This window comes from Endozoicomonas sp. ALB091, from assembly GCF_049310265.1.
Classification (GTDB): domain Bacteria; phylum Pseudomonadota; class Gammaproteobacteria; order Pseudomonadales; family Endozoicomonadaceae; genus Endozoicomonas.
Map to the genome: position 1 here is coordinate 970,707 of NZ_JBLYNQ010000006.1, position 14,968 is coordinate 985,674.

Annotated in this window: 9 protein-coding genes; 5 read left to right on the top strand and 4 right to left on the bottom strand. The window is 47.1% G+C overall.

Features of this window, described 5'->3' with window-relative positions; genetic code table 11:
• The first annotated feature begins 208 nt into the window (after positions 1-208).
• Complete coding sequence (glgX, locus tag ACO6UX_RS11205) at positions 209-2,320, top strand: glycogen debranching protein GlgX (RefSeq protein WP_422447566.1); 2,112 nt, start codon at positions 209-211, stop codon at positions 2,318-2,320.
• Positions 2,321-2,372: 52 nt separating this feature from the next.
• Here glgX and ACO6UX_RS11210 read toward each other — a convergent pair whose 3' ends face one another.
• The gene (locus ACO6UX_RS11210; protein WP_422447568.1) at positions 2,373-4,418 is read right to left on the bottom strand and encodes an alpha-amylase family glycosyl hydrolase; all 2,046 of its coding nucleotides are present in this window, start codon (positions 4,416-4,418) and stop codon (positions 2,373-2,375) included.
• Between the two features lie 466 nt (positions 4,419-4,884).
• Here ACO6UX_RS11210 and ACO6UX_RS11215 point away from each other — a divergent pair, with 466 nt between their 5' ends.
• A complete protein-coding gene (locus tag ACO6UX_RS11215; protein ID WP_422447570.1) occupies positions 4,885-7,305 on the top strand; it encodes a glycogen/starch/alpha-glucan phosphorylase in 2,421 nt (806 codons plus the stop codon).
• A 105-nt stretch (positions 7,306-7,410) separates the two neighbouring features.
• On the opposite strand, the gene ACO6UX_RS11220 is transcribed toward ACO6UX_RS11215, so the two are convergent.
• Both ACO6UX_RS11220 and ACO6UX_RS11225 read right to left on the bottom strand, forming a co-directional pair.
• Positions 7,411-8,232: a serine protease gene (locus ACO6UX_RS11220; protein ID WP_422447572.1), complete on the bottom strand. Its 822-nt coding sequence runs from the start codon at positions 8,230-8,232 to the stop codon at positions 7,411-7,413.
• Positions 8,233-8,278: 46 nt separating this feature from the next.
• Positions 8,279-8,986 (bottom strand): SapC family protein, encoded by a 708-nt coding sequence (locus ACO6UX_RS11225; protein ID WP_422447574.1) that lies wholly within the window; start codon positions 8,984-8,986, stop codon positions 8,279-8,281.
• A 285-nt stretch (positions 8,987-9,271) separates the two neighbouring features.
• Between ACO6UX_RS11225 and ACO6UX_RS11230 the strand changes: the two genes are divergently transcribed.
• A complete protein-coding gene (locus ACO6UX_RS11230) occupies positions 9,272-9,934 on the top strand; it encodes a class I SAM-dependent methyltransferase (RefSeq protein WP_422447576.1) in 663 nt (220 codons plus the stop codon).
• A 272-nt stretch (positions 9,935-10,206) separates the two neighbouring features.
• Here the strand turns inward: ACO6UX_RS11230 and ACO6UX_RS11235 are convergent, their stop codons facing one another.
• Positions 10,207-11,943 carry a hypothetical protein gene (locus ACO6UX_RS11235; protein ID WP_422447578.1) on the bottom strand — a complete coding sequence of 579 codons (1,737 nt, stop codon included), beginning with the start codon at positions 11,941-11,943 and terminating at the stop codon, positions 10,207-10,209.
• A 695-nt stretch (positions 11,944-12,638) separates the two neighbouring features.
• On the opposite strand from ACO6UX_RS11235, the gene ACO6UX_RS11240 reads away from it, so the two are divergent.
• Positions 12,639-13,490, top strand: a complete 852-nt coding sequence (locus ACO6UX_RS11240; RefSeq protein WP_422447580.1) for a hypothetical protein — start codon at positions 12,639-12,641, stop codon at positions 13,488-13,490.
• Between the two features lie 287 nt (positions 13,491-13,777).
• Entirely contained in the window at positions 13,778-14,893 is a 1,116-nt protein-coding gene (locus ACO6UX_RS11245; RefSeq protein WP_422447582.1) for a hypothetical protein, read from the top strand.
• Positions 14,894-14,968: the final 75 nt, after the last annotated feature.

The following is a 14,968-nucleotide window of genomic DNA, read 5'->3' on the forward strand; positions in this document are numbered from 1 at the left end:
GCGGCCGGTTGGGGTGTTGACTCCTTCAGGAGCCGATCCCTGAGGAGAGTCCTTTATACAGATTTTCTGTTCAACATGTTTTTAATTAAGTCAATTCTTTATAAAAGTCTGTAATCGTTTACATAACCGGCGTGCTTTTCTGTTTGTTCCTGAAAACTAATAATACACGCCGTTTTTTCTGATCACGCTATATAGAGCTTCACACGCTATGGATACACCGTCTGCCACCCAGACCTATTGCCCCTCTCCCGGAAAAACCTTCCCACAGGGTGCCACTTTGGTTAATGCCGATCTTGTGGCAGTACCGGGTAATCAGGCGACAGGGGTTAACTTTTCTGTGTACGCCCCTAAAGCAGAACAACTGTTTTTATCGTTATTTGATGCACGGGGAAATGAAGAACAACTGAAAATGTTTCCTTCCGCTGAGGGCGTCTGGCACCTTTATATTGAAGGTATTATCGAAGGTCAGCACTATGGATTCCGGGCAGACGGTTACTGGTCACCCAATACCACGCCCCGCTTTAACAAGAACAAACTGCTGATGGATCCCTATGCCCGGGAAATCAGTGGCGATGTGCAATGGTGCCAGGACATTTTTGACTATATTTCAGACGACAATGATCAATGGCTATTCAACGAGCAGGACAGCGCCACCAAAATGCCCCGCAGTGTTGTGCGTGATGCCACCTTTGACTGGCAAGGCGTAACCCATCCACACACTCCGGACCAGCAGAGCATTTATTACGAAACCCACCTCAAGGGATTCACCAAAACCCACCCGGATATTCCGGAGAATATTCGTGGTACCTATCTGGGCATGTGCCACCCCATTACCATTGAATATCTGAAAAACCTTGGCATTACTGCCGTTGAACTGCTGCCGGTTACCTACAGTACCAGTGAAGAGCGACTAACTCACCTTGGGTTATCCAATTACTGGGGTTACAACCCGCTGTGCATGATGGCACCGCACACACCTTATGCCATTTCCGACCCGGTGATTGAAATGAAAACCATGGTACGGGAGCTGCACCGCACCGGCATTGAAGTGATTATGGATGTGGTGTTCAACCATACCTGCGAAGGTGGCCATGGTGGTCCATTCCTGAGCATGCGCGGTCTGGCTGAAACCGACTACTACCATATGAACAAACACGACGGTGGAATTTCCTCGGAGAATTACAGTGGTTGCGGCAACACCATCAACTTCGACAGCCACCAGACTCTGCGCCTGACTATGGACGCACTGCGTCACTGGGTAGTGGAGTATCAGATCGACGGTTTCCGTTTTGACCTGGCCCCCACCATGGCTCGTCAGCACCGTAATTACAGTAAAGATGCGCCTTTCTTTTATGCCGTGAGCCAGGACCCGATTCTGAGCCAGGTAAAAATGATTGCCGAGCCCTGGGATATTGGGCCGGATGGTTATCATATGACCGACTTCCCCTCTGACTGGCAGTCCTGGAATGACCGTTACCGCGATACTTGCCGGAAGTTCTGGAAAGGCAGCAAAGGGGTACAAACTGAAATGGCCTGGCGTTTTTCTGGTTCAGAAGACCTGTTCAGCGAACAAAGTTATCTTGCCACCGTCAACTATATCTGCAGTCACGATGGCTTTAACTTGATGGATCTGGTTTCTTACAATCAGCGCCACAATCTGGCCAATGGTGAAGACGGGCGGGATGGTGACGAGCACAATTACTCCTGGAATCACGGTGAAGAAGGCGTCACTGACAACCCGGACATCAATAAAGCCCGCCTGCGCAGCCGGAAGAATCTGGTGGGCATGTTAATGCTGGCCAAAGGCTCACCCATGCTGTTAGCTGGCGATGAGTTCAGCAACTCTCAGGATGGTAATAATAATGCCTATTGTCAGGACTCCCCCATCGCCTGGCTACACTGGGACTGGCTGCACAACACCGACTCTGACGGTGCACAAATGCACGATTTTACCCGACAAATGATGCATTTTCGTCGCAATGAACCACTGTTGACCGATGGTCTGGGCCACATAGAATACCAGTTACATTCCCCGAAGGGTGACGTCGTTGACCCTCTTTATTTCAGTGAGCGCCACTGTTACACCCTGACGGTTAAAATTCATGACCCGAATGATGCTGAAAAAGGTGCTATCTGGGTCATCCTGAACGCTGGCAAACATGTAGGCAGAGTATTGATTCCTGAAACCGGTCAATTCAAACACCGGACGGTTGTGGTGAATACTGACAAAGAGTCTTCTTTTATTCACGAACCGTCTGTTGATCAGTGCAGCTATGAAGTTCAGCCGCACAGCCTGATCATGCTTAAAGAGATGAATTAACAGGCAGGCCGGCAACTCCGAAGATGGGTTGCCGACCGGTTAATCTACACAATTACTCCGCACAGCGGGAAACCATCACCTGATCAATCTCACCACTGTCTTTGAACGTTAAGCTCCATACATAGCGTCCCGCCTCCGGTATCATCACCGAGGTATCGGTACCATACCCACCGTTTTTCCCGGCAGTTGCCTGCCCCGGCTTTTGTGACAGATCAGCAGCCGTGTATTGCGGGCTCCAGCTGGCTGTGGCGTACTGGAAGCGATAGCTGCCTTTGCGCTCATTGGTGACGGTTTGATACACGCCGTTGCCTTTATACTGAAAAGCCCGGGCTGGCTTGTGCATCCAGTTAGAGTCCGGAAAGCTGCCCACTACAAACAGAGTATCTTGTGCCGGGCCTGCTTCATTCACTGTTGGGTTATTGCACTGGGCCAGGAATCCTTCGCCGGTCATCGAGCTGGCATCTCGTTTGTTGACCTTTGGTCCGGCTGCAACAGGCCTGGCAATGCGCAGGAATCGTGATTCAAAGCCTTTCATGCGAATGGAATATTCATTGTTTTTCGGGAAAAACACCTCTCCCGTGAGCAGATCCACCAGCCTCCCTTCGGAACCGGCTTCTGCCGTTGTCAAAGTGACCATTTGGAAAGCGCTGTCGGTGCTGACCATATAAAGCAGGGCATCATCGCCACTTTGCTTGTGATCGACGTAGACCTCTTTCTCTGCACGGATGTTAATGCGTTCACCTTCAGACAACGCCGGGTGTTTATCCCGCAACGTCATCAATGACGATACATAGGCTTTAAGATCACGCTGCTGTGCATTCAACACAGCGGTTATCCCATCAATTTTGGCACTGGTACGTCCCGAGTGGTCATCACACATACCACGAATGGCGCAGTTATTATCCGGCTGCTTTTCAGCAAAGTCTGGCGTTTCATCACCAATTTCATCGCCGTAATACAAGGTGATGGGGCCCGTGTAGGCAGCCATAAATGACAGGGCCGCTTTATGCCGCAACCAGTATTGTGCATCGTCCGGATTGGCAATGCCGCCACGCTGCAGAAGGTCACCAAAGCGCACTACATCGTGATTACCCAGCATCAGGTTAGGTTGCGCATGGTTCGGATAGAGTGAGTGCAGGCTCATGCCTTCGTCCAACCAGTCTCCGCCTTTACCACCCATACCGTTTTCATTCACTGCAAAGGTTTCCACCAGGCGATAACGCATGGGGAAGTCAAATGCAGAACACAACGCCGGATTCTCCCCGGTACCGTAGCCGACCCTCTGAATGGTGTTTTCTTCTTTCCAGATCTCCGCCACCATATAGCCCAATGGATTGACAGTTTCACCCTTGTGGTTCTGGTAAGTCACTGACTGAGAAGCTTCATCCACGGCTTTGCGAATTTCTGTCCAGGCTTCGGTGGGCACCTGATAGGCCTGATCCAGACGCCAGCCGTCTATTTTCAGTTCCCTCACCCACCAGGTTGCTACCTCCCGGTAAAATGGCAGGCTCTCGGGATAGTCAACAGGATTGTGACTGCCAGATGGCAGCAAACCAGATGGCGATGGCACGACACCGGACTGCTTATGATGGCCGAATACACCATCAAAAAATACATACAGCCCTTTGGCATGGGCTCTTTCCACCAGTTCTTTTGCCTGCTCCAGGGTCCCGAAGCGTGGGTCAATGGCAAAATAATCCGTCGCAAAATAGCCAGTGGCATCCAGCCGGTCATCCCAGTGTGATTGGCCTGCAACGGGTTCCGAGTTGAAGACTGGTGTCATCCAGATGGCATTCATACCCAGTGACTGGATGTAGTCCAGCGAATCAATTATACCCTGCAAATCCCCCTGGTGATGACTGGTACCGTAGCCGGTGCCGTGACCGGTTCCCTTTTCTCCATCCACAAAGCTTTCGACCATAATCTGATAAATTCTCAGATCGTTGGCTTTTGCCCGGGTGCTGGCGCTGCAGTCATAAGCCGGTGTCAGGCTGGTGCTGGCCTTAGACGCTGTATCAGGTGACTGACTGGCACAGCCAGTCACCAGCAAGGCAGAAAGCGCAGAGATGGCCACAGCCAATGCTTTTGGCTTCGTCATTGGGTCCTCCGATTGGTCACATTACATTGCTGAAAAGAGGATGGGAAAGAGATGCAAAATATTAGTGGCTGTTTCCCCAAAGTTGTATAACGACACAGGTCATGCGCCGCCCGCCATTATCGCTTTGAGTAGCTTCAATGCATTGATTTAAAGCATTTTTATTTTCTATTCAAAATAGTTGTAATCGTTTTCAGAGGTTTACAACAATGCGCAAAAGGTGAAATTAATTTACTTGACGCCTGTTTTTCACTTTGACACATTGATGTTTACTTATTAAATAACAACACATGGTTGGTGGTGTGCAATCCTATCTTTTAAAACATTTCAATCAGCACAAAGACTGAAAGCGTTTACAAAACAACAAACCATCTTTTTCCATTACACTAGGATTCTTTTGCAAAGCCGCTGAAACAGATCATCAGCGAAAAAGCCAACCTGATAGCACAACAAGAGTGATACGCATCACATGGATCAGAAAGCATTTACCACAGAGCTTGAAAAAAACCTGCGTCGTGAACTGGGCACTACCCCGAAGCAAGCCACACATCGCGACTGGTGGCAGGCCCTCTCTCTGGTACTCCGTGACATTAATCTGGACCAGCTTCAGGAAAGTAGCCTGGGCGTCACCAAAGAGACAAAGCCGCAACGACATGTCTGCTACCTCTCCATGGAATTTCTGATGGGACGCCTGCTGGGTGACGCCCTGATGAACCTTGGACTTTACGAAACCGCAGCCACCCTGCTGCAATCCCACGGCGTACGCATTTCTGATGTTCTGGATCAGGAGCGGGACATGTCCCTGGGCAACGGTGGTCTGGGTCGTCTGGCCGCCTGTTTTATGGATTCTCTGGCCAACCAGCATATTCCAGCCACCGGGTACGGCATCAACTACCGCTATGGTCTGTTTCGTCAGATTTTTGTGGATGGTTACCAGAAAGAGAAGCCGGATGTCTGGCGTGAATTTGGCAGCCCGTGGGAAACCTGTCGTCCATCCGAGACCGTGGAGATTGGCCTGTTCGGTCATATGGAAATGGACAACGATGGCAATAACCACTGGGTGCCTGGCAAGAAGCTTTTCGGTGTGCCCTGGGACATCACCATTCCATCCTTTGGCGGAAACTATGTAAACCGCCTCCGTCTCTGGGAAAGCCTGGTGGGTGCCTATCCTATTGATCTGGATAAATACAACCAGGGTGAATATCTGGAAGCCTGCCGTAACCTGGTGGATGGTGATACCATTTCCGGTGTCTTGTACCCTGAAGACTCAACGCCTCAGGGTAAAGATCTGCGACTGATCCAGCAGTACTTCTTCACGGCCTGCTCCCTCAAAGACATTATCCGCCAGCATAAGCAGCGTGGCCTGCCATTAAGCAGTCTGGCAAAACACTACGCACTGCAATTGAACGACACCCACCCGGCTATTGCCATTCCGGAATTGATGCGCCTGCTGATGGATGAAGAAGGCATGGTCTGGAATCAGGCCTGGGCCATCACTCAGGAAATGTGCCACTACACCAATCACACCCTGTTGCCAGAAGCCCTGGAGAAATGGTCTGCCTCCCTGCTGGACCGTGTGCTTCCAAGACACTTGCAGATCATTGAAATGATCAACTACGTCTTCCTGAACGGAGAGGCTAAAGAACAATGGGGCGACAATGTAGAGATCATCAAGAAAGTCAGCATCTTCGAAGAGCTGGACAACGGTGATCGCATGATCCGCATGGCTAACCTGTCGGTGATTGGCAGTCACCGGGTCAATGGTGTTGCCGCGCTGCACAGTGGTCTGGTTAAAGCCAATCTGTTCCCCGAGTTTGACGCCCTGTATCCCGGCAAGCTGGTCAACGTCACCAACGGTGTTACCCCAAGACGCTGGCTGGCTCACTGTAACCCGGGCCTGGCACGACTGCTGGATCGAAATATCGGCAAAGAGTGGCGTACTGACCTGGACCAGCTGGAAAAACTGACACCACTGTCGGAATCTCCCGATTTTCTCGATGCCTTTGCCAATGTCCGTTTCAAAAACAAGGAGCGACTGGCGCGGTTGATTGAAAAAGAGTGCAAGGTCAATGTTAACCCCAATGCGTTGTTCGATGTTCAGATTAAGCGACTGCACGAGTACAAGCGTCAGCAGTTAAACCTGTTGCACATCATCAGCCTGTACCACGAAATGCTCGATAACCCGGATGCCGAACATACCCCACGGGTATTTATTTTTGGCGCTAAAGCTGCACCAGGTTATGTAATGGCCAAACAGATTATTCTGGCCATCAACAAGGTCGCCCAGGTTATTAACAACGATCGTCGTTTGGATGACCGCCTGAAAGTGGTATTCCTGCCGGATTATCGCGTCACCCTGGCGGAACAGATCATTCCTGCCGCCGATCTTTCCGAGCAGATCTCCACTGCCGGTTTTGAAGCCTCCGGTACCGGCAATATGAAGCTGGGCCTGAATGGTGCACTGACCATTGGGACACTGGACGGAGCCAACGTGGAAATTGCCGAAGCGGTGGGCGATGAGAACATCTTTATCTTCGGAAAAACCGTCGATGAGATTGCCGAACTGCAGCAGCAGGGTTACAACCCATACCCTTATTATGAGAGTAATCCGGTACTGAAGCGGGCCATTGACGCCCTGATGAATGGTTCCTTCTGCCAGCACAAGCCCGACCTGCTGAAACCCGTTGCGGAAGATCTGATGCATCGTGACCAGTTTATGGCTCTGGCTGACTTTGACAGCTATCGTGAAGCTCAGCAGAAAGTGTCCGACACTTTCCGTAAGCCAAGGCTCTGGTGGCGCAAAGCAGTGCTGAATACCGCACGACTGGGTCGATTCTCTTCGGACCGGTCTATTGCTGACTATGCTGAGAAGGTTTGGAATAGTAAATAATCAGGTGGTTTTGGCAGCTTACTGAGCGTGAGCTGCCGCTAATTATTCTTGTTAATCTGTTCCTAAACCACTGACTTTCTGTGCTTCAACGTGAGGAGTACTGAATCAAATATCAGGCACTGTCTGCCTTACCCAACCCAACAGTTCAACGATGTTGGTATAGACTCCCGGGTAACCCGGCTCAGCGCAGCCGTAGCCCCAACTTACGACACCCAGCTGGTACCAGGTACCCTGGTGGTTATAAACCATGGGACCACCACTATCGCCCTGACAGGAGTCTTTGCCTCCTTCATCAAAACCAGCACACAGCATATTTTTGGTAATCGCTCCGTCATAATGTTGCCCGGAGTTGCAAAGCTCTCTCTCCACATAGGGCACCTGAACCACATGTAGCGTGTCTGGTTGTCCCTTCTCATACCCCAGGGTTCCCCAGCCCATCACCTCAAATACTGAACCTTTATTAATGTCTGCAAAGTGTTCTTCAGAAATCAGACGAACAGGTTCAATACCCTCAACGTCCTGCTCTAATTCAATAATGGCAATATCGCTATCGATGGTTTCTTCGTTATAGTCTGGATGTATATAAAGCCTTGCCACCCGGTAGAAACGGCCAGCACCCGGCTCACTGAGTTTATGCCCCCCCAACCAGACGGAAATAAATTCGGCATAATCCTGAATGTCTTCGACGCAATGGGCAGCCGTCAGGACATACTTGCCACCAATGTAGGCCCCGCCACAAAAATGCACCTCTCTCAATACTCTTAATGACGCCATATAAGGACGGGAAAATGGAGAAAGCTCATCACCACCAACAATTTTTATTCCTGAATAGTTACTCGTCTTTTCAGGATGCGCACTGACGCTTACAGCAAATACTAAAACTAATTGACTTAATGCCAACACGGCCATCTGCAGGAGTTTTTTCACTATTGAAGTCCCTTTCAATGTTAAAATCACAAAGAGGTCATGGATATTACAGTTGTGTTTTCTGTCGTTTAACAAGACGGTTTAATGCACCCAGAGAGTGTAAGTGTGCATAGGTCCACGCCAGCCAACCGGAATCAAACCAGCTTTTCACTTTTTCTTCGGGAATGGAATTCAGTTTTTTCTCATCAATAACTAATAACCCTTCGAGCCTTAGGGGCTTATCCTTCTCCAAGAGAATTTGGAGATTGAACGGAGATAACAGATCAAGCGCTTTTAATTCATGACAATAATCAAGGGTATTCTTATACTGCTGATCATAGTTATTAAGAAATTGAATAATGTTATTCAGGGTTTCTGTATTTTCACCGTCATCACTGAAAAGTGCTTCACCTTCTTCACCAGCAAACTGACTGGCTTTCTGATCAAAGCAAACAGAGCCTTCATCGGTCAGGGCGAAAGGATAACGGCGGATAAAAGCAGGAATATAGCTGTCACTCCAGCTGCCCGCCTCACCCAGGTGCTTATGCCCTGCATCCATCAGCGAAAGCAGGGCAAGGGGGAAAAAGTTGCCCTGCTCATCCTTACTGAAGAGCACTGGCATATCACGGCTGGCTTCAAAAAACTCGATACCGGTCAGTGGTACAGAGTTTACCTCTTCGGTGAAAGAGTAGTCGTCAGATGCCTTGAACTTAAGGGTCTTATGCACTTCCCGGTTGAGAAATGTCGGCTCATTGTAAAACAGTAATGTTGCCATAATCAGGGGCCGCCTCTCTTGTTTTGTCTGGATATAAAACCACTTCTAAAAATAGTTATTTTGACATTTTTAAGCTGACCTGAGCTTAAAATTTTTACATAGCACATTAAAGGTATCAACGAATAAAATGTTATATGATTGTGAAGAGTAAGCGATTGCTGCAGAAGAATGATGACAATGAATAAAAACCACTCATTTTCAGGCTTCATTCCTGACTTAATAGTCAGTAATAACAACCATATCTTTGATTTATTTTTTCTCAGGAATTAAACGGAGTCCCCACCAATGTCCACTGAAACCCTGCAACTCAATGATACGCTCTATCAATATATTTATAACGTTGGTCTGCGTGAGCACCCGGCATTAAAAGAGCTCAGAGAATTGACCAGCCACCATCCCTACCGAATGATGCAAATCTCTGCCGAGCAAGGGCAGCTTATGGCCATGCTGGCCAAACTATCCAATGCCCGCAGAACCATCGAAATTGGTGTTTTCACCGGTTACAGTGCGCTCTCTGTTGCCCTGGCACTGCCCGATGATGGGGAGCTGATTGCCTGTGATATCAGCAGTGAGTATACCGACATAGCCAAACCCTTCTGGGAAAAAGCCGGTGTCTCTGAGCGGATCAAACTTCACCTGGCTCCGGCGTCTGAAACCCTGAATCAACTGATCAGAAATGGTGAACTGAATCAGTTTGATATGGCTTTTATTGATGCGGATAAAACGGGGTATGACGTTTATTACGAACAATGCCTGCAGCTTATTCGCCCTGGTGGGCTGATTCTTATCGATAACGTGCTGTGGAGCGGGAGAGTAGCAGATGCAGAAGCAAGTGATGATGACACTGCTGCCCTGAAAGCATTAAACCGGAAAATTCACGACGATGATCGTGTGGATATGATGATATTGCCTGTTTCCGATGGGCTTACCATTGCCATCAAGCGTTAAGTAGCTAACCATATGAAATCATATATTTCTGACTCCTTGTTCAGGCACTCTGCTTCGTTACAACTCCGGTCACATAGCTACGGCTATGCTCCCTCCGTTGTGCCTCGCATAGCACCTGCCCAAGTAGCCAGAAATATATGATTCCATATGGCCAGCTACTTAAGAATAATGAGCACAGAGAGTTACTCGTTCCCACACCGCAGAGGCTGTCGCGAAAGTCTTTTTAATCTGTCTTTTGCGACAACCTCTCCAGCCTGGGAACGAGACAATTTTTAATTGGGGTTCTTTTCCGTTTTCATTGACTCCTCATAACTTGGAGGTGGTTCATCAAAAGTCTGTGTACCCGGAGGGCTTAACCAATACTCTAAAGAACCATACGCAGGAGGAGCTGACGGCATTGAAAAATAGCCATCTCCCTCAGGATCAGCAGGAGGAGATGATGGTGTTGGGAAATAGCCATATTCTCTCTCAGGATCAGCAGGAGGGGCTGACGGTATTGGAGAATAGCCACAAGCTCCCTCAGGCTCAGCAGGATCATCATGAGGCGGTGCAGGCATATCGTCACAAATTTTTCCTTCAGGCTGCTGTATATTAAGACCGCCTTCTTTCTTTAAAAAATCAACAATCACTGTTTTATTAAGCTCCTCTGCCTGGTCCAGAGGGGTGCATTTGCCATGGCCATTGATAGGCTGCCCTCTATGCAAGAGAAGAAGGATTATCCTACAGGCTGCCTGCTCATCCATCCATCTTGATTGAACTGCAGCATTAATAAGTGCATCGATACCGCTTTTCTGAACAGGTTTGTAATATTTTTTTTTCTTTTCGTTGAGCTTTGGGTCAGTCAGATATTTCACAATATCAAAGTGTCCATGAGAAACCGCTGACCAGATAGGAGCCTCGAAAGATTTTATGCAAACTTTTATTCCTTGACCAACAAAATAATTGAGAACTTCAAGGAATCCGTGCCTGGATGCCATTTGCATCGCTGTAGCAGAGTCTAAACTTAATTTCTTACATAGTGATTTGATGCCTGATTCCTTTTTGGTTTCAATTGCGTTTTGCAATTCAATTAAACAGTCAAACTCTTTTTTCTCACTCACGGACAATAAGCCATATCTCTTAAGGTTACTTCTATTCCTCAAAAGTCTGGCTATGCGTAATTTATTTAACTCCACTGCCCTATTGAGAGGAGTAACCACATCACAACCATCAGGATCTTCTCCCTTACTCAGAAGAAACTCGATCATTCTGCAGGCTGTATCCTCATCCATATTTGATGATAGAACTGCATCGTGGATAAGTCCCTCATTTTCAGTTCCTTCACCAAAGATGAAGAAAGACTTGTCTTTGTCTTTGAGTCCGAGATCAATCAGATATGCCACGATTTCTAATTGTCCATAAGAAACGGCTTTCCAAATATGGGAGGAGGAGCCAACTTTATCAATTTCTTCTCCTTTGTTGATAAAATACTTAAGTACATCAAGGTAGCCATACATGATTGCCATATTCACCCAGTAAGAACTACGATATTCTTTCAACAGTTCTTCTATTATTTTTTGTTTTCTTTTTGGTTCAACACCCCAAAACCCTGTATTCAAATTGACAGCCTCATGAAAACGTTGCAGATTCTTAACTTCTCTGGTGCTTTGTCTTAAAATAAATTCATCATGTAAATCGCTGGGTACCCGAATATGAGGAACATGATGATGATTATTTTCCTCTGGGTTCATGTCGAGGCTATGTTTACTGATACGTTTACCGAAACGTTTACTGTTACGTTCAACGTAACGTTTACTGATACGTTCACCGTAAAGTTCACCGTAACGTTTATCGTACCGTTCACTGTAACGTTCACCGATACTAAGATTATTGACGTATTCTGTAATCTGTATTTTCCGGTATCCTGCGCTTCTGCATTCATTTCGCTCGGAACTGCCGGGGGGATTTGGGCATTCTTTAAAATCAGTGCAGCAACATAGGATGCTAAAAGGTCGACTTGTAGTTTCCATTAAAATTCCTTATCACATTATTAATTAAGGACATCCCTTAACACACTGTTATAAAAGCTTCCCCTTTAGAGTAAAATTTCAGAATTTAGTTCCCATACTGACAACAACTAATCAATCCAGTAATTTTTGGTATTTACCAATAGCACCTTCTCAGGGTAGACATTAAGTCCCAACCACCCCGAAAAGGCTTAATCTTGTACGCCCTGAACAACCACCCCGTGCAGGGTGCTCTCGTTTCGCATTTTTCATAAGAAAATTAAAAAAGCATCTTAATAATTGAGTGACCTTAATTATAAAGCCAACCGCAAAAAGCCAGGCATTAGCATTACTAACCGACTGGTTAGTTATTTGTGGAAAACAAAATGGTTAAATTGCAACGTTTTTTAACAATGACCCCGTTGGTAAAGCTCTATTGAGTTCGTAGCAAAACTTGCACGAGCCATTTTAATACAAATAATTAACACAAGGATTGTCCAATGACTTGCATAGCCGCATCTGAATTTGCGATACCCCTAACTGTGGATTTGACCGATCCGCATGGTAACGATAAACCTGTTACAAAAAGTTCCGAAAACCAGGGGCAACCAATCCACCACAGGGCCATATCGCCGATCAATCATCCTGAGCCCCGGGAGCCCGAGAACCTCAGGTTATTGATGGAACCTCTGCCCGGGCAAACAACTGCATTTCACCAGATGCAGCCGCTTATAGCTGATGAGATTACCATTGATAATCCGGAATTTAAGCGGCCACCCGGAAAAATAAAAAAGCTGGCCCTGGCGATTAAAATCTTTTCTAAAAGCTTTAAAACAATGTCTTGTTTCAATAATCCAGAGACTGACAGGAGTGCACGGGTAGAAAAAATACGTAACCGGGTTTTCACCGGAACCGCTGCAGTGTTAGACATACTGACCGGGGCAATCATCTTAAAAGGGTTTATAGACTTTATGGGTTCTTGTCGTCAACGTGGAGAGTCAGACACTATACTCCTGGATTTTCTTGTTGCGGCTATCGCCATAACCGTAATGTTTGGGACTTTTGGTATTGGCTGGCTGCTCTCTCAGGGAATCTCTCGCCTGGTGACCTCAACCGTGGCAGCGTCGGTGGATACCCGTGAAAAATTAGCCGAGATGACCGGCTTTACATCACCAGAAGAGAGATTTTTAAACAAATATCAAAGAACGCAGGAGTCTCTCACCGTATTGAAAACCAAGCTTATTGATGCTGAGCTGTCCAGTACTTTAAGACATTGTCAATCCAGTGAAGCAGAGCGTGAAGCCAGAGAGCAGGCCAAACTTGATACTCAAGCTTTGAATCCAGGCGCTGCCAAGGATAAATGGTATGATTCTTTACAGCGTTATTACCTGAGAGAGTGGGCTGAGTTCTATCAGTTCAGTAGTGAGGAACTAAAGGAGGAAATCCGTAAAACCGAAGATTGGCTTAACAGGGCAGCAAAACAGAAAGAACGGCTCTGTAATGAACAGGAACTACAAAAACTGAATGCTGTGGTTGCTGACGAAAACCCGGCTCACCGGGCTCCTATGTAATTCGAAGGTAATGGGCAGCGTGTACGGTTGTAGACGTTAGCCTTTTAAAAATCGCTGTGAAGACCGCTTCTCTGGACAGGATGGGCATAGCACCTTTCAGAAGAACCTTAAACATTTCATTCTACAGCCAGGGGTTAGCTATGCTTACCAGCTGGTTAGTGCTTTATTGAATAAAAAATCATTTAATATTTTCAATTGATGAGAAACAGACGGAAATGTTTTATCAATTCCCTGCCAGAATTTGCAGGCGATCTCTAAATACCAGCAATTAAGACAAGGAGTGTCCCATGATTAACACAACTGGTCCGGCGACATTATCGGCATCTGCGAACCCCTCAACTCAAGCAAAAAAAGCGACAGAGCAGCCAAGGGACGATAAAGCTGTCGAGTCCAACAGCCATACAAGGCCAGATCAGTCACTCTCTCACAGGGCAGTCTCTTTAACCGAGCAATCACCAGGACTTAAAGCATCCGAAAAACTTAAGCTAACGGCAACTTCGTCACCAAAACAAACAGCCATTGACCAGATGCATTCACCATTTAAGGCTGATATTACCATTAATGATCCGGAGTTCAGGCAACCACCCGGCAAAATAAAAAAGCTTGCCCTGGCGATTAAAATCTTTTCGAAAAGCTTTAAAACAATGTCTGATTTCAATAATCCAGAGACTGATCGGAGTGCCCGGGTGGAAACCATACGTAGTCGGGTTTTCACCGTGTCCACTAAATTGTTGGACATACTAACCGGGGCAATAATCCTGAAAGGGTTTATAGATTATTTAGGTTCCCATGAGAGTCTTAGATCTTCAGTCAATTTTCTCGGACTGATTATTATTGATCTTATCGCCACAATCGTAATTTTTGGGGCTTTTGGTATTGGCTGGCTGCTCTCCCAGGGAATTTCTCGCCTGTTGACGTCAACCGTGGCAGCATCGGTGGATACCCGTGAAAAATTAGCCGAAATGACCGCCTTTACGTCACCAGAAGAGAGGTTTTTAAAAAAATATCAACGAATGGAGGAGTCTCTGTGCGTACTGCAAACCAAGCTTATTGATGCAAAGCTGGCCAGAACGTTAAGAAATTGTGACAGAGGAAACGCAGAGATTAAGGCCGAAGAGCGTGCCAGAAAGGAGATTGCAAAGTTGAATCCTGGCGCTAAAAAAGAGACATGGTTTGAATCTAAACAGCGCGAACACCTGAGAGATTGGTATGAGTTTTACGCGTTCAAAATTGAGGAACTGGAGCAAGAAATCAGTAAAACCAAAGATTGGCTTGGCCGGGCCGCAAAACAGAAAGCACTGCTCGCTAATGAACAGCGGGAACTGGAAGAACTGTATGATGACGTTGCTCCACCGATTGTCGGCAAATTGAAGCTGGAACCGCTTAAATTGATTCGTGTTTAATTCCCGGTTAAGTCCTGGGCGAGCAGCTTCTTTCCTGCCCTTTGAACTTCTGGCAACACATATTTTTCCCTACCC